This window comes from Maribacter sp. LLG6340-A2 (assembly GCF_045057105.1).
Taxonomy (GTDB): domain Bacteria; phylum Bacteroidota; class Bacteroidia; order Flavobacteriales; family Flavobacteriaceae; genus Maribacter.
The window spans coordinates 1,724,515-1,746,212 of record NZ_CP159332.1 but is presented as its reverse complement, the minus strand read 5'-3'; the positions used below and the strand labels follow the sequence as shown (position 1 = coordinate 1,746,212).

Here is a 21,698-nt window from a genome sequence, read left to right as displayed (position 1 = left end):
CTACCCAACCATCCCATTCACAAAAACCTCAATAAATTCTTTCATTTTAGAAAGGATACGTTCCCCAATTTCACGTGCTTTTAAAATACTTGGTCTGTTATCTAAACATTTAAAAATATCATCCCTTATTGGTTCTTTTCCGCTGTATATGTAGCTGTTAATTAATGCATTAAATTGAAGTTTGTCGAGGTTTTCTTCTTTACATAGTTTGGCTAAAGCAAGTATTTTCTGTTCTTGCCAATAGGTTTCAAACTCATCTTGTATATTGTCCGTATCTTCAATTTTTGGCAAGTTTTCTTCAATGAATTTTTCAATAAGTTCTCGTTTACTACGCAGCATGGTATCGCCACCCAATAAATCTATAATGGCTTTTTTCTGTTTTTGAGCTTCAGATTTGGTTGCCCCTTTTAATTTGGCAAGAAGTTTTATAATGTAAGCTACGTTGATATTATCACTGTGTATGAGCTCCAATTCAAAATCAATATCAGCTAGAATAGATGTTTTCTGTTTTTGATGATCACGCTTTACTTTATCGTAGAGGTCTCTATATTTACCTTGATAATCTTCAAATTCTTGCTCATCAATTAGTAAATCTTCCCAACTAAAATCGGTGTACGATTGTAAGACATTCATGTTTCTTAGAAGTTGCCTAAATGCCTGTACAAAAGCAGCTTCATTATCTTCTGTTGCCAAGTCATTTACACTTTGGTAGGTTGGGGTTATTTCTCGTAACTTCTTTAGTGCCTCATCGAACTTTTCTGCAATAGCCTCATAATCTGGCATAGTAACTACCTCTATGGCATCTTTGTTTGAAAAAAGGGTAATGGCATCATCTGTCGCTTTTTTAAGGTTACGAAAGCACAGAATGTTTCCTTGCGACTTCTCTTCTCCTAAAATTCTATTGGTTCGGGAAAACGCTTGTATTAATCCGTGTTGTTTTAAATTCTTGTCAACGTAAAGCGTATTTACTTTTTTGGCATCAAAACCGGTAAGCATCATGTTGACCACTAGAACAATATCCAATCGGTCTTTTTCATCATTAAAAGTAATTTTCTCTCGTTCTTTTAAACGCTTGCTAATATCCTTAAAATAGTTCTCAAACTGTTGTTGGTCCTTGGTTGTAAAGCTAGTGTTGTACATGGCGTTATAATGCCCAATATAGGTTTCTAGTTTATCTCTGGTATGGCTAGAAGTATAAGCAAGAGCTGGCTCTGCAGCCAAGTCTAATTCATCACCTGGCAGATAATCTTGTGCATCTTCATTTGCTTCATTGGCGCCGTAGGTAAAAATTGTGGCAATACGTAAATCATGTTCCCCAGCTTCTTTTTTCTTCTGAAAGATGTCGTAGTATTTTATAACATTGTCAATGCCACTTACGGCAAATAAAGCAGAATAATCTTTACTAAATGTTTTTTGGTCGTGATGCGCAATAACGTAGTCTACAATTTTGGTGATGCGTTTTTCAGAATCCAATACCTCTTTTTTATCAATGTCCTCAACTTCAATATCTACAAAGGTTTGGCTTTTGTTCTTGTATTTGCCAATATACTCAATACCAAATTTTAATACATTTTCATCTCTAATGGCATCTGTAATTACATACTTGTGCAAGCAAGTGCCAAATAAATCTTTAGTGGTTCGTTTGCCCAAATCATTTTTAGAGGCATTGTCGGCAAAAATGGGTGTTCCGGTAAAACCGAATAATTGGCTATTCGTGAAAAACTCGGTAATTCTAGCATGGGTTTCACCAAACTGACTACGATGACATTCATCAAATATGAACACGAAACGTTCATTTTTTAAGGCATCTAATTTTGCTTTATTATGACCCGTAATGGCATTATTTAATTTCTGAATGGTGGTAATAATCAAATCAGAATCTTTACGAACGCCCTTTTTATCTTTGAATTTCCCTAAAAACTGATTGACCAGACTAGTGGTGTTATTGGTAGAGTCTACACTACCTTCTTTAAAGGCATTAAACTCCTTCATGGTCTGATAATCCAAATCTTTACGATCCACTACAAAAACTACTTTGTAGACCTCTGGCAAGTCCATTAGAATCTGACTTGTTTTAAAAGAGGTCAATGTTTTACCAGAACCTGTAGTGTGCCATATATACCCATTATCTGTTGTTAACCGTACTTGTTTTATAATGGCTTCAGTGGCAAAATATTGATAGGGACGTAGCACCATCAATATTTTATGAGTTTCGTTGATGACGATGTATTTTGCAATCATTTTTCCCAAGTGGTTTGGGTTCAGAAACTGTGCTGCAAATTCAATTAATTCGGTTACATTCTTGTTTTTGTCATCTGCCCAAAAGAAGGTTTGCTTAACGGACTGCAGTTTGTTATTTGCCAAATACTTGGTATTGCCACCGTTGCTAATAACGAATAACTGCACGTATTGGAACAAGCCATGAGTACTCCAAAAAGAATGTAATTGATATCTGTTAATTTGATTAAAGGCTTCTTTAATTTCAGTACCTCTACGTTTTAATTCTATTTGAACTAGAGGTAAACCGTTGACCAATAAGGTAACATCATATCTATTTTTATAAGAACCTTCTAGCGTTACTTGGTTGGTAACCTGAAATAAATTGTTGTTCCAATTTTCAGAATCGTAAAACCGCACGTAACAAACTTCACCATTTTCTCTAGTAAAGCTAAAACGGTCTCGTAACGTCTTTGCTTTTTCAAATACATTGCCTTTTGCCAAATGGTTAAGAATGGCATCAAACTCTTTAGATGAATACGTGTCTTTGTTAAAAGCTACTAACTGACTTTTTAAATTAGAAACCAATGCTTCACCATCGGTTATTTTTACAGATTCATAACCTAAGTCAACCAATTGTTGAATTAGATGATATTCTAGTAGCGCTTCTGGTTGTGTTGTCATTTGGCGGTCAAAAAAATACGTTTATAATTTTCCTCTATGGCTGTTACTTCTTCATCCTTTAATTCAGAAAACTCTTTTTTTAGGGCTCTTTTAGATAGTACTCCGTTATGCTGTTCTAGAAAACGAACCAATATGGCAACCAATTTATCGGGCATTTCAAAATGGTTATCTACATAGTGTTTAAAGGCATCATAGTTTTGTAAATAATTTACCTCTTCTGGTATAACTCTATCTAAGGTGTCTTCTACACAATCGTATAAAAATTCCGCTTGCTGTGTAGCATCAAAATATCTATAAAAGTCAATGGTGGTATTGGTTACTTCAACATTATGATCTTCTGTTTCTTTCCATGTAATATGATCCAATAAAGGGTGCGAGTAGGCTTCCAGTACATTTCTGTAATCATCAATATGATCTAAGATAGAAGACGATACGGGAAAAATCACCCCTTGTTGTGCAAACCCTTGTTTTGCTAATACATGATGTATAATATAGCGGTGCAATCGCCCGTTGCCATCTACAAAGGGGTGAATGAAAACAAAGCCGAATGCTATAGTTGCCGCAGCCAAAACAGCATCATAGGTTTCATCTTGCAGAACGGCGTTTGTGGTCAGTAACCCTTCAATAAGTTGTTTAAGATCTTCTTGCTTTGCAGAGATATGGTCTGGCAAAGGTTCGCCTGTAGCTCTGTCGTGTTCACCAACAAAACCGCCTTCTTTTCTAAGCCCCATTTTAACAAACCTGCTATTTTCTATAATGAGTTGCTGTAAACGGTTTAACTCTGCTATACTCAATGGTTTTTGACCAGCTTGCCCAATAGCCTTGCCCCAACGCATAGCTCTATTGTTACCTGGGTTTTCGCCCTCTATGGAAAAAGAGGCTTTAGAGTCTTTTAATAGTAAAAAGGATGATGCACGCTGTAACACATCTTTATGAATGGTGTTTAAAAAGGCATTTTTCTTACCAGATACATTGGCTTTTATATGCTTTTCTAATTTTTCTGTTTTGAATATAAGCGGACAAAAATCTATGTTGCCCGGTAGGTTGTTGATTATTTTTTGTCGCGAAGCATTTTTACCAACTACCGTGTATTGCATTTTAGCGTCTAACAGGGGAATATATGTACGCTTTTTTAAATCTACCTGTACTTCAATTTCCTCTTGTTGCAACCACTCGTATAGAAACCATATTTTTCGGCTGTATTGCCCCATTGGTTCTATGTGTAATATATGCTGTATTTCTTTTTTTGAAAGTGTATTGAATAAAGATTTAAAAAATAGCAGGTTGATGCCTTCATATTTAATAGCAAAAACAAGCTGTTTGTATATGGTTTCTTCCGGGGCATATGAGGCGGGATACATTTTCCAAGCACCTTCACTATATTTTTTGCTCTTTTCGGTTATAAGAGATAATGTATTTGGAAACGGTATTGGTAGCTGTAAACTCTCTATTATAGCACCGTAACCCACTATTTTTCCTTTTTCAGGTGTAGTTTTATCCTGAAATATAGATGTTTTTATAGCTGGTATTTTAATTTCCATGGTATTAAAAATAATACTATTAAGCTCTAAGATAGCGCAAAAAAACATGCGCCACTTTAAAATTACGTGCGCACATAAGCTTTTAACTTAAAAACACGCGCCATTGAATTGATTCTAAAACGTGCGCAGACATAAAAAAGTGTGCGCTAATACTAATTTTCTTAAAAAATGTGCGCAAATAATGTGTCATTCATTCAAAGCGCTCTCGTATCATCATTGCGAGCGTCCTCGTTTTCGTCATTGCGAGCGCAGCGCGGCAATCTGTAAGTTAGGAACACGCCCACAGGCAGATTGCCACGCTCGTTCCTCGCTCGCAATGACGGTTTGGAGTGCCTCCTCGCAATGACGAAGGCGACACTCGTAATAACGGTTACACGAACATTTGCTGCAACAGCCCTTTTTTAAAGCTTTGTGTTTTTTCTATTTGTCGGTTTACGGTTTCTATTTTAGTGTCTATTGCCGATAAATAATTGGCTATTTTTTGTTGTTCTGATAATGACGGTAATTTTAAATCAATGTTTAAAAAATCATTTACCCCAATATTCAGCAAACCATGATTTCTTGCTCCTTCCTGTGCTACTTTCTCTAATTCAATATTTTGTTTTCCAAATTCAAAGTACTGTTCCATAAAATCCAAGGAAACCTTATCATTAAATTCAAAACAGATATATAAAGTAGAAACTACTCCTTTATCATATCTTTTCAATCTTTTTATCGCTCCCATGGGGTAACCAGAGGAATAACTTTTATTATAAGCAAACTCATCTTTGTGAAGTAAATAATATTTTGTAACGTTTTTAGCAGAAACAGATTTATTAAAATATTCCAATTGACTTATTAATCCAAGTTGTGCTGAAATAGTTAAAACATTTAAATTATTCTCTTTGTTTTTTCGAACTACACGTTTAGCAACATCAATTAGCTGTTTCTCCTCCCAATCCGGAAAGTCTTCACCATTCTCATCTTTAAACCTAAGCTTACCCGAGAAAAGTTGTTGCATCACCCCTTTTTTATACTGTTCTAAAAGTGCTTTCTTTTTGCTGAGTTGCTGTATTTTTTCATCTACCGCACTTAAAAAAGAAGCTATTTTATGTTGTTCGGGGAGGGAGGGTATATTGATTTTAAATAATCGTATACTTTGAAAGTTAATACCTTCCCTTCCACTGCCTGTTTGACCTTCGTATATTAATTTTTGCCCTTTATGCGATGATAAAAACGACTGTATAAAATTTGCATTAAAATTATCTTTTAAGCGAATAATACATACGTGTTGATTGACATTTCCTTCATAGAAATCCTTTGGAACAACGCAACTTCTTCCAATTGATCCTCCTGTAATATTCAATAATATGTCATTAGGTTTTACAGTACTACCTTTCATTTTAAGATGTAGAATCTTCGAAATATGTGTTCCATCTAAAAAAAGTTTATCATCAAAAACATTTTGACTTCTAATGAAGGGAATACCAGAATCTTGATAAACTTGATTTCCACCTGTAGGTGTACTACCACTTCCAATCTTTGAAGAAAACTTCCCAAGTAAATTAGAATTCCACTCCCCATCAAACTCCTTAAAACGAAGTATTGGTAGTAGGGGCAACGTATTTGATTGGGCAGATTGCTTCGTGCCTCGCAATGACGTTTCGTGTTCGTCATTGCGAACGGAGTGTGGCAATCTGTCTGTTGTGTGTTCCAGACTGGCAGATTGCTTCGTGCCTCCTCGCAATGACGTTTGTTTTTTGTTATTGTCCTCTGCCATTAAAACGGGGTGTTTATACCTAGTTCATCGCAAAATTGCTTTATGGTGGCATCGGTGCTTTGGCTTTGCTGTGCAACCTCTTTTAGTTGCTGCGCAACTTGCGCTAAATCTACCGGTTCTTCTTCTTCAAACGTATCTACATACCTGGGTATATTTAGGTTGTAGTCGTTCTCTTCAATTTCTGCTTTGGTAGCTACATGGCTGTATTTTTCTGTTGCGGCTTCCTCAAAATTGCCATGGGTATAGCTTTTATAGGTGTCTATAATTTTGGCAATGTCTTGATCTCGCAATACATTTTGGGTCTTTACTTTCTCAAAATGCTGGCTGGCATCAATAAACAACACTTCGGCTACGCTCAGTGACCTGTTTTTTTTCAATACCAAAATACAGGTAGGTATACTGGTACCGTAAAATATGTTTGCCGGTAAGCCAATAACGGCATCTAAATAATTGCGGTCTTTGATCAAGTATTTACGAATATGACCCTCTGCGGCACCTCTAAACAAAACCCCGTGCGGCAAAACCACTGCCATAGTACCGTTATCATCTAACTGGTGTACCATGTGTTGTACAAAGGCAAAATCTGCCTTGCTACTGGGTGCCAATTTTCCGTAGCTAGAAAATCGGTCGTCGCTCATAAACAATGGGCTGGCGCTCCACTTTGCAGAAAAGGGTGGGTTGGCTACAATAGCCTCAAAACGTTGGTCTATATGTTGCGGGCGTTCTAGGGTATCTTCATTTTTAATATCAAAACTCTTGTAATGAACATCGTGCATGATCATGTTCATACGGCACAGGTTGTAGGTGGTAGGGTTCATTTCTTGTCCATAGAACGCACTTACATTTTTTACCGCTTTGGCAACACGTAGCAACAAAGAACCAGAGCCACACGTAGGGTCATACACAGATTTTAGCTTGTCTTTACCCACCGTTACCAACTGCGCCAATATACTAGAGACTTGTTGTGGCGTATAAAATTCACCTGCCTTTTTACCGGCACCACTGGCAAATTGCCCAATGAGGTATTCATAGGCATCGCCCAACACATCACTTTCGGTGTTTTCTAGATCAAAATCTATTTCGTCTAAATGCGTAAGCACTTTTACAATAAGCTCATTTTTATCGTTTTCTGATTTTCCCAGTTTAGAGCTCGTTAAATCTAAATCTTCAAAAAGGTTGCCAAAATCATCTTCGCTTTCCGTACCCATGGTACTTTGCTCAATGTGGTTAAGTACTTTGGCAAGATCACCCAAAATAAACTGGCTTTTACCACCGGCATTACCTCTACGGGCAAGCTCGCTAAACAATTCTGACGGAGACAAAAAGTAACCTAGCTTGTCTAAAGCGGCATCCTTTACGGCAGCCATATAATCGGCTTCCATAGTATGCCCTTCAATTTCTTGAAAGGTGAGTCCGTCCGGTTGTAAAATCTCATTGGCATAGAGTTCCATTTTTTTACTGAGGTACTTGTAAAAAATGAAGCCTAGTATATAATCTCTAAAATCATCGGCATCCATTTTACCGCGTAGGGTATTGGCAATGTTCCAAAGTTGTTGTTCTAATTGTGCTTTTTGTTCGGTCATATACTAATTATACGCTTTCAAAGAATTTTACTGCGTAATTGCAGTATTCAATAATCAATGCGCTATCAGTGTCAAATTCATTCCTCTTACCAAGGTATTTATGATCCTTTTCGGTTATCTCTTTACCTTCTTTTAATTCAGCATAAGATATACATTTGATATGCTTTTTTGTAATTAAAACGAATAGGGCATTTTTAAAAGGATAATCTCCATATTTCTCAATATCGCTCAGTTTTAATTTTCCATTTGCTCGATATTTTACTTCAATAAAGTGTGCCATATTATCTTTAAAGACGACAAAATCTGGCATTTGTCTAATATTTTTTTCTACATCTCCAGTTACTCCTCTCAAAAGATCGGTTATTCCAGGTATAGAATTTTCCATACCATAGCTAAAAACTTGAAAACCTAATGACCGAAAAAGCTCTTCGACAATAGTTTCCGCAATTCTACCTTTTATTACGCCAGACACCCATGGGTTTTCTTTTGGTTTTTTAACTTTTTTCGAGTGGTCTGCTTTAGTTTTTTTTGTTTTGGAAATAGGCTTTTCTTCCTCGGCTACATCTTTACTTTTATTTTCCTTTTTGTAGCATTTGTAACATAGTCCTCCGTCAAATTTTGTGGGTTCACCACATGTAATACATTCTGGCATTATTTTACATTTAATTTTGTTGGTTAATCTAACCACCAAAATAATCAATCCATCTGTAAAAAGCAGGGAAACCAAGAATACATCCCCTTTTTTTAACCTTTGGAAAATAGGCTAACTTTTTTAGTAAACCTTACGGAAACCTGTAAGGATGTCTTTTATTGGAGCCAAACCATCAAAATGCATTTTAAAAACCTAGGCTAGACCGTTCAGCAAGTAGTTTAAAGTGCGCCAATGCAAAAAAACCAGTAACTTTGGCGATCAAAAAAATGCGGCCTTAGCGCCCCGTGAAAGACTATAGAGAGAAAACTACTTTTTTAGCGTAAAAACACGAGTACGTACCCATGGCAAAAATTGAAATTAAAGGTTCCCCAGAAGAGTTGGAAAGAGTAGCTACGTTCTTGGCCAACAACAATATAAAATTTAACGTGGTCAAGGATTATGGTAACCACTCCCTGGAAGAGATTGACAAGTATGCCCTGCTTATGAGCAAATATGCATAGATTATTTTGTAACTTTCTTGTTTACACATTTAACGTATGAAAGGGCTACAGGAAATAAAAACGGCTATTGACCACTATGTGGAAACGAACAACAAGACGGCATTGGAGGTGGTAGCCGCACTTGAAAAACACTACTTTAACAAGGCGGTAACGGCAGAGATCAAACTGTACAAGAAGAAAAAGAAAAAGGTGGCACAGATTACCAAGGACCTTAAAATAAGTCACCGCCGTTTTTATAGGATTTTAGAAGAAAAAAAGGTGGAGTTTACCAAGTACAACAAGTCCAAGGAAGACACTGATGAATAGTAACGGTACTCCATTACCATGTATTGCAACCCCAAAAAAGAATGCTTAGAACCAAATGCCATGTGGTACGTGGTAGTGTAAATGAAACAATATGAGAAAAATAACATCTATAATAGGTATGGGTATTGCATTGGTTGAAATTGGTTACAGTTTTTATACCAAGAACGATACAGGGAGGTTTTTTGGTTTTGAACTGAATATTTGGGTCTTTCGCTTAATTTGGGCGGCCCTGTTTGGCATCATGTTAAACAGCTACCTCAAAGCACGAAAAGCAGTTTAAATAGCTCATTATTTGAACAATATTGATGGTAATGTAACTATTTTAGGTAAAAAAGGGGAATAAGGTACTATGTTGAGTTTTGTGGTTTTTAAACCTCCATTGTTAATACCTTCCATAACGTACAGAAACTGTAAAGGCTGAAATATATTTTCGCAGTAATTTTTACCAAACTTTCCGACCAAGACCGTATATGAAAAAGCGAAAATTCAAGATCAGTGATATCATATTTGCGGTGTTCATTGTTCTACTGCTAATACCCCAGACCAGAACACCTATTCAAGTGGCCGTAAATAAACTAAAGGTCGCTATTTGGTCGCCCAGTATTGAGGACCAAGAGGACCAACAACAGATTGTGGCGTTTGATTATGCCGTTACGGATCTGCAAGGGGCATCCCAACACATTCCGGTTGCTCGGGATAAAGTGGTTTTTTTGAGTTATTGGGCCACCTGGTGTCCGCCCTGTATTGCAGAACTGCCCGGCATTCAAGAATTGTACAAGGACTATGGGGACAAGGTAACGTTTGTGCTATTGACCCAAGAAAATCCGGATAAAGTAATGGAGTTCATCATACGGAAAGGGTATGAACTACCCATTTACTTTCCACAGATGAATACCCCGGAAATGCTTCAGGAAAATAGCATTCCCACCAACTATATTATCGATAAAAAAGGTACTATTATCATCAAGGAAACCGGAGCGGCAGATTGGAACAGTGCCAAGGTACGGTCGCTCTTAGATAAATTATTGGGACAATAGTTGCGGTAAGTTCAAGGGCATCGGGTTCATAATCGGGCAGAAAAAAAGCCGGAAATTAAATTCCCGGCCTCTTCCACATTTCCCAATCAAAGAAACATCAATCATTCTTTTTCACGAAGTACCGTTCCATCGGCATTAAAAATCACATCCTTTTCATTCATCCACCCTTTTTGTAATTCAACTTCATAGGTGGTACTACCTTTCTCCGTGGTCTTTTCAACCTCATCGATTTTAAAACCGGAATACGAATCCGTAATGGTGTTGCGTATGGCCTGTGGTAAATCTGCCTCGGTAAGTTCTTGTTCCGTTTTTGTGGTGTTACCATCTGGGGCATACCAAATTTCATGCTCTTGGGCATTCATTTCAAATTCAACCTTATAGGCATCATCTTCCATTTCCCACTCCACATCACTGGCGGCAGGGTAACGTTGTTCAAAATTGTTCTTTAAGTTTGCCGGCACCGTATTGGGGTCCATATCTTGGGCAGAACCAATTAAGATTCCCAAAGTGGCCAAGGCTCCTGTAAGTATATATTTATTTTTCATCGTGTATGTTTTTTTAAGTTCACTACAAATAAAAGGGACAATTCTAGAAGGAATTGGGAATGGAGTCTTATTGTGAAGGGCGGTAACTTCCCTCCCCTTTTTATTCCCATTTCTTTCTAGAATGTTGCTATATTGTTGTAAGAAACCATAGCCCATGAAGATTCTGATTATTGAGGACGAACCGCAAATGTTGGAGAATATGCGCCAAACCTTGGAGCGCCAAGAGTATATTGTAGAAACGGCAACGAACTATTTGGCGGCAAACGATAAGATCGGGGCCTACGATTATGATTGTATTTTGTTGGATATTACCCTGCCCGGGGGTAACGGCCTGGAGCTGTTAAAAGAGCTCAAGGCAATGGGCAAGGAAGACGGCGTAATCATTGTATCTGCCAAGGATTCATTGGATGACCGAATAAAAGGTTTAAACCTAGGTGCGGACGATTATTTGCCCAAACCTTTTCATATGGCAGAACTGCATGCACGGGTAAAGGCCATTGTACGTAGGCGTAATTTTGAGGGCAACAACCAAATAGACATTGGCAATGTAAGCATAGACCCTGAAAGTAGAAGTGTAATCATTGATGGTAAGGAATTGGTTTTCAACAGAAAGGAGTTTGATGTGCTAACCTATATGATTTCCAATAAGACCCGTTTGGTCACCAAGACCGCCTTGGCAGAACATGTGTGGGGCGATCATATTGATCAGGCCGATAGTTTTGATTTTATTTATTCCCAAATTAAGAATGTGCGCAAAAAACTGGCAGATGCCAAAGCAAGCATAGAAATAGAGGCAGTTTATGGGGTAGGCTATAAATTGCAGACCGTTTAAGGAAACACAAGGTGCCAAGTCCTCTCCGTTATATGTATTTTTAGTTATAAATCGATGTATGAAACTACTTAATCATACCACAAAATATTTTGCCATACTGTTGATCGTACTCATATCGGTCTGGGCGGTGATATTCTATGTGGCCATGATCGATGAGGTCTATGACAGTTTGGACGACGGATTGGAAAACCAAAAGGAAATTATCATACAAGCCGTTAATGATAACCCTGAGCTATTGAACGATACCGAATTTGGGGTCAATAACTACACCATTAAAAAAACTAATATCCAGAAGGATGAAAAGTTCAAGGACAGCTATCGCGATACCTTAATGTATATGCAGAATGAGGAAGATTATGAACCCGTACGAATTTTGGAAAGTGTTTTTGAACAGGATGATTCCTATTATAAAATTAAACTGATTACCTCCATGGTAGAGGAAGATGACCAGATACAAAACCTCTTCATCTATTTGGTGGGCCTTTACCTGGCATTGATCTTAAGCATTCTGGTCTTGAACAATTTTGTGATGAAAAGGATATGGAAACCTTTTTATAAATTGATCGGCAGGTTAAAAACATTCCGTATTGAAAAAGACGACCCCATTACATCTGAACCCACTACCATAGACGAGTTTAACTTGCTTAATTTAAGCGTAGAGCGATTAACAGAAAAATCTAGGGACAGTTATCTTGCCCAAAAAGAGTTTATAGAAAATGCAGCCCATGAACTACAGACCCCGTTGGCCATAGCCATTAACAAATTGGAGCTGTTATTGGAAAAGAACGGGTTGACCATAGCACAATCTCAAGAAGTGGGGAGCGTTTTGGATAACCTTACGCGACTTACCCGTTTAAACAAATCCTTATTGCTGCTCTCCAAAATAGATAACAAGCAATATATAAAAGAAGAACGTATAGATTTCAGTGCCCTGATGCAAACCTTGGTACAGGATTTTACGGATTTTGCCACGCATAAGGACATTGAGCTAAGATTTTCCGGCCAGCAACAGCTAACCTTTACCATGAATCCTGACCTGGCCGTAGTACTTATGACCAATCTCCTTAAAAATGCCATTGTACATGGCGAAACCGGCAAACCAATTGATATTCTGGTGGCAAAGGACCATATTCAAATTCAAAATTATGGAGGCGATTCCGCCCTGAATCCAAACGGACTTTTTAAACGTTTTAGAAAGGCATCTACAGATAGTAGGTCTACAGGTTTGGGGCTTTCCATAGCTAAAGCCATTGCAGATAAGTACCATTTACAATTGGCCTATTCCTTTTCGGATAGGCATGAGTTCAAAGTATACTTTTCATAAACCGTTAAGGTTCTCCTAAAGTTGTTAATCCCCTGCTAATTCCTGTTTCTTTCCAGTTTTGGAAGCTATTTTTATACTGTTGTTTAGAGGGAGTTGAATGATATATCGAGATTTTGAATAAAATAACGCATAGAACATCAATTTTGTTCAAATGGATGAATGAGGGCAAAGTGCCCATTACGTTTTGTAAATGTAAGGATGAACCCGTTTAAAGTAAGAATTATGGAAGCAAACAAGAACACGTTTAATATGGCGAGAATTAAATTCTGGACCGTGGCGGCAATGCTGATCAGCATAGGATTTTTGTTTATGAACTTTAGGGATTGGCTACCTTATGACAGTGCCAAAAAAGTAAGCTATGAAATTGCCGGGCGTTGGGAGCTACCACTAGCATTAAGGGAAGTCTCAGGCATTGCTTGGCTAAATGAGGATACCATTGCTGCGGTACAGGATGAGGACGGCATCATTTTTCTGTATGACCTGCAACAAAAACAGGTGATTAAAGAGATAAAATTTGGTCATGCCGGGGATTATGAAGGCTTGGCATTACATGATAAGGATGCCTATGTATTGGAAAGTAACGGCACCATCACAATAGTAAAAAACTTTCAAGACCACGACAGAACGGTAACATCTTTTGATACTGGTTTTGATATAGCTAATAATATGGAAAGTTTGGAGTATGATGCGGCCAACCACCGCTTGCTCCTTATCCCAAAGGACAGGGACGCCAGTTCAAAAAGGGTAAAGAATATATATGCATTTTCCTTAAGGACCAATACCCTGGACCCTAAGCCCATTTTCACCATTGATATGGGTGATGAGGTGCTTAAGAGTTTTAGGGAGAAAAAGGTATACAAAACATTTAGACCTTCTGATATGGCCATACACCCACAAACTCATGAGCTATATGTATTGGAAGGTTCCAAACCCAAATTGTTGATTTTGGATAAGCAAGGGAATGCCCAACATGCCTATAAATTAGATAAAAAATTATTTCCGCAACCAGAGGGTATAACCTTTGGCCCAGATGGTACACTATATATTGCGAGCGAAGGAAAGAATGACGGTATAGGTACCATTACCGAGTTAAAATTATTGCCATAACATGTCTAGCAACCACAGGGAGAATCCATCAAAAAGCAATGTACCGCTTTACAGTTCCATCGCTTTAGCCGTGGTCATCATAGCAGCGTATTTTCTGGTTCCTTCAGTAAAGGAATTTTTAGATGAAGCTTGGCGGGTCCTTACCAGTGATGATGAGGAACAGATAAAACAATGGGTGGCCGGTTTTGGTTGGTTGGGACCGGTAGTTTTGATCCTCGCCATGATCATACAGATGTTTTTGTTGGTAATACCGTCCCTACTACTTATGGTCGTTTCCATTTTGGCATACGGACCAGTTTGGGGTAGTGTCATAATCTTTGCCGCTGTGTTTGCGGCATCATCCGTAGGATATTTTATAGGAAATTATTTTGGAGATCGTATGGTCGTGAAGGTCATTGGTAAAAAAACGGAGGAAAAGGTAGCATCCTTTTTAGAGGATTATGGATTTTGGGCGGTCATCATTACCCGGTTTAATCCATTCTTATCTAATGATGCCATAAGTTTTGTGGGCGGACTATTGCGTATGGGCTATTGGAAATTTATAGGTGCTACCATGATCGGTATTGCCCCTTTAACCGTGTTCATCGCCATATTTGGAAAAAGTATTGAGGACCTTAAAATAGGTTTGTTATGGGGTTCCTTAGTGAGTCTTGTTGTATTTGGTTGTTATATATGGTGGGATAAAAAACATCAGAATAAAGAAGAATAAGATGGCCTTCTAATGTAATTTGCGTTGAATGTAGGCCGCCATAAGGTCTTTGTTCTGCAAAGCTTTTTCTGCAAAATGGAACAAGCTTAGGCAACGGTCCAAATTTTGGTTTTCGTAGGCAACTTTATAATAGATATTGTTGTTTAAATAATCCGTCAATGCGCGTAGCCCATGTAAAAAAGGCATAAAAACGGCCCCTAACGGTAAACTTTCCTTTTCCGCCTTGGTCAATAGATGAGGGTGTGTTGCCAGTCCGTCTATAAATGCGGTAAACATAGGTTCGTCAAAGATTATTTTGTGGTGGTCTTTCTCGTCTTCTGGGGCGGTATTGACAACGGTTCTAATGGCATCACCAAAATCATAAAAAAAATAGCCCTTCATAAGGGTATCCAGGTCAATAAGGCACAAAGCCTTATCTGTATTTTTGGAGAAGAGTATATTGTTCAGTTTGGTATCGTTATGACAGATACGCAAGGGTAGTTTGCTATAGTCTAAATCCTGAAGTTCGTTCAGGAAACTATGTGCTTTTTTAATAGCCTCTTTGGCCGTTTTTAGTTTTGTGGAGTCCGCACTTTGGAGTGCTTGTTCAAATTGGTGGGTTCTATGGTCAAGGTCGTGAAACTTGGGCAGTGTATCATAAAATAAGTTGGGGTCCACAGGGGATAATAAGCTATGAAATTTCCCGATAATGCGTCCTGCTTCATAAGCAATATTTGTGTTGGTGGTGGTATTGTACGTAGTGCTGTTTGGAATATAGGTCATCATGCGCCAAAAAACTCCATTTTCCTGTAAACAGTTCTCCCCATTTTTGGTGTTGACAAAAGTAATGGGGGCATAGTCCGTTGCCGATAAATGGGTAAGGGCGTGATTAATATTCTTCATTAATTCGCCCACATGACTAAACACCTGGGTATTTATTTTTTGAAGGATGTATTGTTGATGTTCTGCAGTCGTTACTAAGTAGGTGTCGTTAATGAGCCCTGCAGTTAAAGGGGAATACCTAAACTGCGCACCGGTGATATTAAATTTTTGAAGAACGGGTTGTAAGGAGCTTTGGGTCATATATCTAGTGGTACAGAATAAATATAAGGTTTTGGGATATGGATATAGGTAGTTGCTATAAATATTGCTCAAGGTGACTAACGACCAAGTTTTGATTAATTTTTTCCTTAAAGTTAAATCGTTTAACCTCTTCTATTAAAGCTTTGATTTCACCCCTATATCTTGGATTTTTCTCTAAAAGACCGCCTTTTCCCCACGCTTTATAGAGGAGGATCATTACTTTGGAAAAGTAATAATAAGAAGCATATTGGTCGTCTTTTGTTCGTAAGGGTTTAATCGTATCGCCCAACTCACCAAACAATCTGTACACCGTACTAAATTTGCCTTCGCGTACATGAATTTCCGCTTCTGCCGCAACAATAGTATAGTAAACGGAAAAATCATCTATATTTTCATAACTACCATCAGTATAAAATTTCTGTTTTAACCTTCCCAGCATGCTTGAACTTCTCCTGGGGTTTTCTGGGCCCAGATTTGTGGCTTCCGTGATAATGGTATAGGAATCATTGGGCATGTTGCTCTGTGCGTATAGCAATGAACTTGTAAAAAGAAGAAGGGAACTCAAAAGGAATATGGTCTGGTAAACCTTTTTATAATGGGTGTGGAACATTGACATATGACGGAGTTTGGTTGTAGCACACTAAAATACGCAATTAGGATTAGTGGCCCGTTTTTGTACGTTTTAAGTGCAGTACATCCAATAAATATACTTTTTGCGAATTTTAACAGTTATTAGCATAATTAAAATAAAGTTTCCCCAATAATGAAGCATACAAAAACCTACTTGGCTACCGCCCTATTAATGGGTATGGCCGTATTCTCCCAAGCCCAATGCGAAGTTTTTAAAAGTGAAATTTCAGATGTACAGAAATACATGGTGCAGTTTGGCAAATTATCCGATTCTTTAAAACCTTCTGCGGAAATTGCAGGATTTGATGCGCGTTTTAGTACCGCACGAAACCATAGTAAAACCGTTATGTTATTAATGGGTCAGGCGGTAACCGCGGCAGACGAAGCCGTAATCATGGCTTCTGATGCGCAGTATGATTCTGGAAGTTGTGGCCTTGACGATGCCATAAGCTATACCATAGATGCAGAAAGTCATGCAATAGATGCGCGGGACTATGCCGCAGAGGCTTTTGAAAACGCCAAGAGTGCGGCAAAGGCCAATAACCTTGGAAATCTACAGTTTCATATAAGAAAGGCACAGCGTTTAATGCGAGATGCGCAGGAATCGGCAGATGCTTCTGCCTATGCCGCAGAGATTGCCCATTATACGTGTAGCCACAATAATGATCACGGTACTATAGACAGGTAACACGCTAAGGTTGCATGGCGCGTACCTTACTTTGCGGTGAGCACACATAAGGATTTCTCCAAAATGGCAATGTCAACAATGTTGGTGGACAATTCATGGTGCTCGCCGTCTATCTGGGTGTCGAAAAAAGCTTCATGATTACGGGTAAGTTGTAATTGCGTGGTCTGGTAACTTGTAGATTCCTTTAACCAATGTACTTTTCTAAGGATAATCAAGCAACCCAACCAAAGCATTTTTAAACGGTTGATTTTCTTGATGATCAAAACATCCAGCTTACCATCTTGTAGAGAAGCTTTAGGGGTTAAACTAAGCTTATAACCCATTTCATTGGAGTTCGAGATAAGAATGATAAACGGATTAACCAAAGGTTCTTCCCCGTTAATGCTAATGGATAAGGGCTTATTCTTTTTAATATCCTTAAAGGTGGTTACACAGGCACTAATATAACCAAGTAAGGTCCTTTTCTCCGAAGATTCATAATTTTTAATCAAACTGGCATCAAAACCAACTCCGGTATTACTGAAAAAATATCGACCATTTATGGTGCCTACATCCATGCATTCCATATGCCTGTCTCGGATAATGGCAAGTGCTTTTCTACGGTTTTTAGGAATTTTCAGGTTAGATGCCAATCCATTACCGGACCCCATAGGAAGTATGCCTAAAGCAACCTTGGTCCCAATAAGACAGGCGGCCACTTCATTGATCGTACCATCTCCTCCGCAGGCAACGATAATATCCGCTGCTTCCGCAATAGATTCTTGGGCCAATTGTGTGGCATGTGCCTTGTATTGTGAAACCTTTATGGTGAGGTCATGAACATGGGTTATGAAATAGGGCTGTAATTCCTCTTTGGTCAAAGGAGCATTGCCATGACCGGCAATTGGGTTAACTATAAAATGAATACGAATCACCTAAAACGCTATGTTTGTTGTTTAAGCCCAATGACTAAGCATTGTACTTTTGCATAAAGCTATATAGTTAAACGACGTAAAAAAACAATACGTATACTTTAATAGGATTACATTAAAAATTTAACGCAATTTGGCATTAGCCCTTGGGAAAGGGCTTATTCTTTCTTGTTTACCAAACCTTTGGTGAATTCATTTAGGGTGTCTACTTTTTCCTCAAAATCACCCTTAATGGTTTTTCTGAATTCGTTGAGGTTTTTAACGAGGTCGTCAATATTTTCTGGAATTACATCCTCAAAAAACTGGCGTAACCTTTTGGCTGTAGTTGGCGACTTTCCGTTTGTAGAGATCGCCACCTTTACATTTCCTTTGGTAACAATGCCTCCCATATAAAAATCACAGTATGGTGGGTTGTCGGCTACATTTACCAAAATTTGTCTTTCTCTACAATCATGGTACACCTGTTCATTTACGGGCACGTTATCCGTTGTTGCAATGGCGACATGTTTCCCTTTTAGAAAAGAGGCATCATACTCGGCAACATTCATTTTTATATTGAATTTATTTGCAAGTTCTACGGTTTCTTCCCTAAACATAGGCGCAACCATCTCCACTTGGGCATTGGGGCTTGACTTCAGTAAAAAAGTCAGTTTCTCAAGAGCTACATTGCCCCCGCCAACAATTAAAATATGAAGGTTAGATACTTTTAAAAATATGGGATAAAGCTCATTCCGTTCCATGTAAAATATTGTTTTCTTCTGTTTTATAATTGATGGTAACCCGTGTACCTCTGCCAATTTCCGAATTTATAAAAAGGCGCCCGTTAATATAATCTATACGTTCTTTCATAAAAAACAGCCCCATACCACCCTCACTGTTATTTTTTGGTAATTGAGCCAATAAAGTATCGTCAAAACCTTTTCCATCATCATCAATGACGACACTTAAAATAGGGTAAGAGTAATTTAATGTAACCAAAATATAATTAGATTCAGCGTATTTAATAGCATTGTTCACGGCTTCTTGGGTTACACGATAAATATTGGTTTCCGCTAGGGAATCAAATCTAATATTTGCATCGGTCTTATTTTTGAACAAGACAGATTTTCCGGTAAGTTTAGATAGCTCGGCGGTCATTTTTTGTAGTGCTGGAAAAATTCCGTGATCACCAAGTTCCGGTGGGGTAAGGTTAAAAGTAGCCGTTCTCACCCCTTTGATCAAGTCTGACGTTAATGACTTTAAGTAGGCGATTTTTTCCCTTGTTTTTTCCTTGTCCTCAATATCTATTGATTCAATATTAAATTTAAGGGCGGTCAGCATTTGACCGATGCCATCGTGAATATCTTTTGCTATACGCTTACGTTCTTCTTCTTGGCCCTCCACAATTTGGCTTGCCTGCAATTTTTTCTGCTGCATGCGTTCTTCAAAATTCTGCTTGGTCAGCTCTTGTACTTTTAGCTGATTTTCTTTGCGTTCGGTAATATCTGAACATAGAATTAAAATATCTTGCTCTAAGGAAGATTGATGCATAGGTACAATAGACATGTCTAACCAAAGGGTTGAACCGTTGGTGGTTACTACCTGTAGTTCTTCATTTCTAATGATGTTTTTTCTGTTGATTTTTAGAACCTCTTTTAAATACGATTGTTGACCTTCTTCTATGGTTAAAATTTCTGAAATTGGCTTGTTTACGGGAGTAGACGTATGCCCCAATAGGTCAAGAAATTTTTTACTGATAAAAACAATGCTTCCGTCTTTACGTATGCTTGCAAATAAGGCGGCATTATCAATTACGAAGTTAAGCTCTTGTAATTCCTTAAGTGAGCGTTCTTTTTCATCGTATAGGCTTTGTATTTTCTCCAATTGATTTTTAGACTCTGCGTCTTTTCCAATTAGATGACCAATAGTATTTTTGATTTGGATGGACAAGGGTCTAAAAATAACAAAGATTTCTAGTAGAAGAATCAATAATGAAAAAGCAAGTAACCAGTATTCCTTTCGTTTTAATTTTTGAAGCTGTTCATTACTACGCGCATCGTATTCGTTTACGATTTGATCCATGATGTTCAAAAATTGACGCTCATTGTTTAGCAGGGCATCAAGGTCTGCTTGGTCTACGGGTGCATTGATATCTTGTTGATGGGTCAATAGCACATGTTCTATGGCATCGACCATTGCCGAGTGGTGCGGGTCTAGTTCTTTAAATAAAGATTGTACTTTGGGATCATCTTCATAAGGTAGGTTAAAAGAAGCATCGCTTAAATGAAGCCCCTTATGAGATTCTTTCCAAATCTCTAGTGTTTTCACAATTTCCGATAGCACCAATTCTTTGTCCTTAGCATTTGTCAATTCTTTGAGCAGCAAAGTCTCTTTGGTTAGTTTTTGACTAAAGGCACGCTGTCTACCGGCAATATTAATAAGTTGTGAATCTCCAGATTGTGCTTTGAGATGTAATTGTATAAGAACCTGAGCAATTATAACGGTAAGCGCAATAGCGGCCAACGCCAATAGGTACCATTTACGTATACGTATAAACGTAGCGGTGTCCAATGGTATGTTGCGCTCGTCATTATCCATAAAAAAGAATAGTATATTTCTACTAGGCGTGTAGCGCCTTGGTAATTAAATCTAAAGAAAATTTAGAAAGCGGCAGTTTTAAAGCAGCTTCTTGACCTTTTGGTGACATTTTTCTCCACGTTTTTTGAAGAATATCAATGGTTTTGTCTTCAGGGTGTTTATGGGCAAAAGGTTCAAAATAGAATTCTAAAAAAACCAAACAAATGACATCTTCCAAGGTTTGGGTTTCTTCGTTCTTCTTTAGTTGTTTTTTTTGTAACAGAAACTTGACATTGTCAATGGTTTCTTTGTCGTAACCAACATCTTCTAAAATAGAAGCCGCTTTAGTGGCATGGAATTTTTTTAATTCTTGTCGCCATCTTAGGTAGCCTTCACGGTTCATCTCGTAAGATTCCCTAGGTATTTCCCATCTACAAATATGTTGACATCTGGCTGTAAGGCGCAATGCTTCAGAAGCGTTGGGATCAAATGCATTTAACCTTTCCGTCATTCGTATACCATAAAGTACTTCTTTAGGGTATGTGGTTCCTTCAAAAACTTCTGTATTGGGATCTTGCTTATTGGCTTCGTCAAAATATTTAAATGCAAGTAGTAATTTATCCGTGGTCGCCATAAGTCATAAGTTTACTCAAAGCTATTCAGAAAACCCAACATACACAAAGTCCGACTCTATTTTTACAGGATATGTAGCAATGGGATCTAAGGTCCCGTTTAAATTTTCTCCGGTTTTTAAGGAAAATGTATTCTTGTGAAGTGGGCAGGCCACTTTAGCTTCCATATTTTCTTCCCCTATCATACCTCTAGAAAGAACCATTTCCATTTTATGCGGACAAAGATTTTGGCAGGCATACCAGGTACCTTCTCTTGTAAAATTAAATACGGCAATTTGTTTGTCCTTGTATTTTATGCAAGCACCACCGTTTTTAGGAAACTTAGAAATAGGTGCAGCTTTAAACCAAACTTTGACTTCTGCAAGGGAAACAGATTCATATGTATCTAGATTTGCTATCATAATTATAGGGTATTTATTGGTC

At 38.0% G+C, this 21,698-nt stretch carries 22 protein-coding genes; 9 read left to right on the top strand and 13 right to left on the bottom strand.

The window, feature by feature from the left end:
* The 5 genes from ABVM52_RS07495 to ABVM52_RS07475 form a co-directional block, all read right to left on the bottom strand.
* Positions 1 to 2,901: a type I restriction endonuclease subunit R gene (locus tag ABVM52_RS07495; protein WP_405384793.1), complete on the bottom strand. Its 2,901-nt coding sequence runs from the start codon at positions 2,899 to 2,901 to the stop codon at positions 1 to 3.
* On the bottom strand, positions 2,898 to 4,442 hold the full coding sequence (locus ABVM52_RS07490; RefSeq protein ID WP_405384792.1) for a Fic family protein: 1,545 nt from the start codon (positions 4,440 to 4,442) through the stop codon (positions 2,898 to 2,900). The genes ABVM52_RS07495 and ABVM52_RS07490 overlap by 4 nt, the downstream gene beginning before the upstream one ends.
* Before the next feature lie 370 nt (positions 4,443 to 4,812).
* Complete coding sequence (locus ABVM52_RS07485; protein WP_405384791.1) at positions 4,813 to 6,201, bottom strand: restriction endonuclease subunit S; 1,389 nt, start codon at positions 6,199 to 6,201, stop codon at positions 4,813 to 4,815.
* Complete coding sequence (locus ABVM52_RS07480) at positions 6,201 to 7,784, bottom strand: type I restriction-modification system subunit M (protein ID WP_405384790.1); 1,584 nt, start codon at positions 7,782 to 7,784, stop codon at positions 6,201 to 6,203. Before ABVM52_RS07480 ends, ABVM52_RS07485 begins: the two co-directional genes overlap by 1 nt.
* Positions 7,785 to 7,791: 7 nt before the next feature.
* Positions 7,792 to 8,436: a hypothetical protein gene (locus ABVM52_RS07475; RefSeq protein ID WP_405384789.1), complete on the bottom strand. Its 645-nt coding sequence runs from the start codon at positions 8,434 to 8,436 to the stop codon at positions 7,792 to 7,794.
* 341 nt (positions 8,437 to 8,777) lie between these two features.
* Between ABVM52_RS07475 and ABVM52_RS07470 the strand changes: the two genes are divergently transcribed.
* The 4 genes from ABVM52_RS07470 (at position 8,778) to ABVM52_RS07455 (ending at position 10,279) form a co-directional block, all read left to right on the top strand.
* A complete protein-coding gene (locus ABVM52_RS07470; RefSeq protein ID WP_405384788.1) occupies positions 8,778 to 8,936 on the top strand; it encodes a hypothetical protein in 159 nt (52 codons plus the stop codon).
* A 36-nt stretch (positions 8,937 to 8,972) separates the two neighbouring features.
* Positions 8,973 to 9,242 (top strand): hypothetical protein, encoded by a 270-nt coding sequence (locus ABVM52_RS07465; RefSeq protein ID WP_405384787.1) that lies wholly within the window; start codon positions 8,973 to 8,975, stop codon positions 9,240 to 9,242.
* 91 nt (positions 9,243 to 9,333) lie between these two features.
* Complete coding sequence (locus ABVM52_RS07460; RefSeq protein WP_405384786.1) at positions 9,334 to 9,522, top strand: hypothetical protein; 189 nt, start codon at positions 9,334 to 9,336, stop codon at positions 9,520 to 9,522.
* 190 nt (positions 9,523 to 9,712) lie between these two features.
* Positions 9,713 to 10,279 carry a TlpA family protein disulfide reductase gene (locus ABVM52_RS07455; protein WP_405384785.1) on the top strand — a complete coding sequence of 189 codons (567 nt, stop codon included), beginning with the start codon at positions 9,713 to 9,715 and terminating at the stop codon, positions 10,277 to 10,279.
* A 101-nt stretch (positions 10,280 to 10,380) separates the two neighbouring features.
* On the opposite strand, the gene ABVM52_RS07450 is transcribed toward ABVM52_RS07455, so the two are convergent.
* Positions 10,381 to 10,824 (bottom strand): PepSY-like domain-containing protein, encoded by a 444-nt coding sequence (locus tag ABVM52_RS07450; RefSeq protein WP_405384784.1) that lies wholly within the window; start codon positions 10,822 to 10,824, stop codon positions 10,381 to 10,383.
* 154 nt (positions 10,825 to 10,978) lie between these two features.
* Between ABVM52_RS07450 and ABVM52_RS07445 the strand changes: the two genes are divergently transcribed.
* The 4 genes from ABVM52_RS07445 to ABVM52_RS07430 all read left to right on the top strand — a co-directional run bounded on the left by ABVM52_RS07445 (position 10,979) and on the right by ABVM52_RS07430 (position 14,796).
* Positions 10,979 to 11,656: a response regulator transcription factor gene (locus tag ABVM52_RS07445; protein WP_405384783.1), complete on the top strand. Its 678-nt coding sequence runs from the start codon at positions 10,979 to 10,981 to the stop codon at positions 11,654 to 11,656.
* A 58-nt stretch (positions 11,657 to 11,714) separates the two neighbouring features.
* Positions 11,715 to 12,980: a sensor histidine kinase gene (locus tag ABVM52_RS07440; protein WP_405384782.1), complete on the top strand. Its 1,266-nt coding sequence runs from the start codon at positions 11,715 to 11,717 to the stop codon at positions 12,978 to 12,980.
* Between the two features lie 222 nt (positions 12,981 to 13,202).
* On the top strand, positions 13,203 to 14,087 hold the full coding sequence (locus ABVM52_RS07435) for an SdiA-regulated domain-containing protein (protein ID WP_405384781.1): 885 nt from the start codon (positions 13,203 to 13,205) through the stop codon (positions 14,085 to 14,087).
* Between the two features lies 1 nt (position 14,088).
* Positions 14,089 to 14,796, top strand: coding sequence for a TVP38/TMEM64 family protein (locus ABVM52_RS07430; protein WP_405384780.1), 708 nt, complete (start codon positions 14,089 to 14,091; stop codon positions 14,794 to 14,796).
* Between the two features lie 9 nt (positions 14,797 to 14,805).
* Here ABVM52_RS07430 and ABVM52_RS07425 read toward each other — a convergent pair whose 3' ends face one another.
* Positions 14,806 to 15,858 (bottom strand): phosphotransferase enzyme family protein, encoded by a 1,053-nt coding sequence (locus tag ABVM52_RS07425; RefSeq protein ID WP_405384779.1) that lies wholly within the window; start codon positions 15,856 to 15,858, stop codon positions 14,806 to 14,808.
* A 55-nt stretch (positions 15,859 to 15,913) separates the two neighbouring features.
* Complete coding sequence (locus ABVM52_RS07420; protein WP_405384778.1) at positions 15,914 to 16,474, bottom strand: hypothetical protein; 561 nt, start codon at positions 16,472 to 16,474, stop codon at positions 15,914 to 15,916.
* A 147-nt stretch (positions 16,475 to 16,621) separates the two neighbouring features.
* Here ABVM52_RS07420 and ABVM52_RS07415 point away from each other — a divergent pair, with 147 nt between their 5' ends.
* Complete coding sequence (locus ABVM52_RS07415; RefSeq protein ID WP_405384776.1) at positions 16,622 to 17,176, top strand: hypothetical protein; 555 nt, start codon at positions 16,622 to 16,624, stop codon at positions 17,174 to 17,176.
* 26 nt (positions 17,177 to 17,202) lie between these two features.
* Here the strand turns inward: ABVM52_RS07415 and ABVM52_RS07410 are convergent, their stop codons facing one another.
* From ABVM52_RS07410 to nirD, 5 genes are all read right to left on the bottom strand, one after another.
* Positions 17,203 to 18,090: a diacylglycerol/lipid kinase family protein gene (locus ABVM52_RS07410; protein ID WP_405384775.1), complete on the bottom strand. Its 888-nt coding sequence runs from the start codon at positions 18,088 to 18,090 to the stop codon at positions 17,203 to 17,205.
* Between the two features lie 155 nt (positions 18,091 to 18,245).
* The gene (locus ABVM52_RS07405; RefSeq protein WP_405384774.1) at positions 18,246 to 18,827 is read right to left on the bottom strand and encodes a bifunctional precorrin-2 dehydrogenase/sirohydrochlorin ferrochelatase; all 582 of its coding nucleotides are present in this window, start codon (positions 18,825 to 18,827) and stop codon (positions 18,246 to 18,248) included.
* Positions 18,814 to 20,664 carry an ATP-binding protein gene (locus tag ABVM52_RS07400; protein WP_405384773.1) on the bottom strand — a complete coding sequence of 617 codons (1,851 nt, stop codon included), beginning with the start codon at positions 20,662 to 20,664 and terminating at the stop codon, positions 18,814 to 18,816. The genes ABVM52_RS07405 and ABVM52_RS07400 overlap by 14 nt, the downstream gene beginning before the upstream one ends.
* A 22-nt stretch (positions 20,665 to 20,686) precedes the next feature.
* On the bottom strand, positions 20,687 to 21,277 hold the full coding sequence (locus ABVM52_RS07395; RefSeq protein ID WP_405384772.1) for a DUF4202 domain-containing protein: 591 nt from the start codon (positions 21,275 to 21,277) through the stop codon (positions 20,687 to 20,689).
* 21 nt (positions 21,278 to 21,298) lie between these two features.
* Complete coding sequence (nirD, locus tag ABVM52_RS07390) at positions 21,299 to 21,676, bottom strand: nitrite reductase small subunit NirD (protein ID WP_405384771.1); 378 nt, start codon at positions 21,674 to 21,676, stop codon at positions 21,299 to 21,301.
* Positions 21,677 to 21,698: the final 22 nt, after the last annotated feature.

What these genes read in the sequence shown, in the direction of transcription:
- ABVM52_RS07495 (WP_405384793.1), bottom strand. Translation starts at nt 2,901, where the DNA reads ATGACAACACAACCAGAAGCGCTACTAGAATATCATCTAATTCAACAA.
- ABVM52_RS07490 (WP_405384792.1), bottom strand. Translation starts at nt 4,442, where the DNA reads ATGGAAATTAAAATACCAGCTATAAAAACATCTATATTTCAGGATAAA.
- ABVM52_RS07485 (WP_405384791.1), bottom strand. Translation starts at nt 6,201, where the DNA reads ATGGCAGAGGACAATAACAAAAAACAAACGTCATTGCGAGGAGGCACG.
- ABVM52_RS07480 (WP_405384790.1), bottom strand. Translation starts at nt 7,784, where the DNA reads ATGACCGAACAAAAAGCACAATTAGAACAACAACTTTGGAACATTGCC.
- ABVM52_RS07475 (WP_405384789.1), bottom strand. Translation starts at nt 8,436, where the DNA reads ATGCCAGAATGTATTACATGTGGTGAACCCACAAAATTTGACGGAGGA.
- ABVM52_RS07470 (WP_405384788.1), top strand. Translation starts at nt 8,778, where the DNA reads ATGGCAAAAATTGAAATTAAAGGTTCCCCAGAAGAGTTGGAAAGAGTA.
- ABVM52_RS07465 (WP_405384787.1), top strand. Translation starts at nt 8,973, where the DNA reads ATGAAAGGGCTACAGGAAATAAAAACGGCTATTGACCACTATGTGGAA.
- ABVM52_RS07460 (WP_405384786.1), top strand. Translation starts at nt 9,334, where the DNA reads ATGAGAAAAATAACATCTATAATAGGTATGGGTATTGCATTGGTTGAA.
- ABVM52_RS07455 (WP_405384785.1), top strand. Translation starts at nt 9,713, where the DNA reads ATGAAAAAGCGAAAATTCAAGATCAGTGATATCATATTTGCGGTGTTC.
- ABVM52_RS07450 (WP_405384784.1), bottom strand. Translation starts at nt 10,824, where the DNA reads ATGAAAAATAAATATATACTTACAGGAGCCTTGGCCACTTTGGGAATC.
- ABVM52_RS07445 (WP_405384783.1), top strand. Translation starts at nt 10,979, where the DNA reads ATGAAGATTCTGATTATTGAGGACGAACCGCAAATGTTGGAGAATATG.
- ABVM52_RS07440 (WP_405384782.1), top strand. Translation starts at nt 11,715, where the DNA reads ATGAAACTACTTAATCATACCACAAAATATTTTGCCATACTGTTGATC.
- ABVM52_RS07435 (WP_405384781.1), top strand. Translation starts at nt 13,203, where the DNA reads ATGGAAGCAAACAAGAACACGTTTAATATGGCGAGAATTAAATTCTGG.
- ABVM52_RS07430 (WP_405384780.1), top strand. Translation starts at nt 14,089, where the DNA reads ATGTCTAGCAACCACAGGGAGAATCCATCAAAAAGCAATGTACCGCTT.
- ABVM52_RS07425 (WP_405384779.1), bottom strand. Translation starts at nt 15,858, where the DNA reads ATGACCCAAAGCTCCTTACAACCCGTTCTTCAAAAATTTAATATCACC.
- ABVM52_RS07420 (WP_405384778.1), bottom strand. Translation starts at nt 16,474, where the DNA reads ATGTCAATGTTCCACACCCATTATAAAAAGGTTTACCAGACCATATTC.
- ABVM52_RS07415 (WP_405384776.1), top strand. Translation starts at nt 16,622, where the DNA reads ATGAAGCATACAAAAACCTACTTGGCTACCGCCCTATTAATGGGTATG.
- ABVM52_RS07405 (WP_405384774.1), bottom strand. Translation starts at nt 18,827, where the DNA reads ATGGAACGGAATGAGCTTTATCCCATATTTTTAAAAGTATCTAACCTT.
- ABVM52_RS07400 (WP_405384773.1), bottom strand. Translation starts at nt 20,664, where the DNA reads ATGGATAATGACGAGCGCAACATACCATTGGACACCGCTACGTTTATA.
- ABVM52_RS07395 (WP_405384772.1), bottom strand. Translation starts at nt 21,277, where the DNA reads ATGGCGACCACGGATAAATTACTACTTGCATTTAAATATTTTGACGAA.
- nirD (WP_405384771.1), bottom strand. Translation starts at nt 21,676, where the DNA reads ATGATAGCAAATCTAGATACATATGAATCTGTTTCCCTTGCAGAAGTC.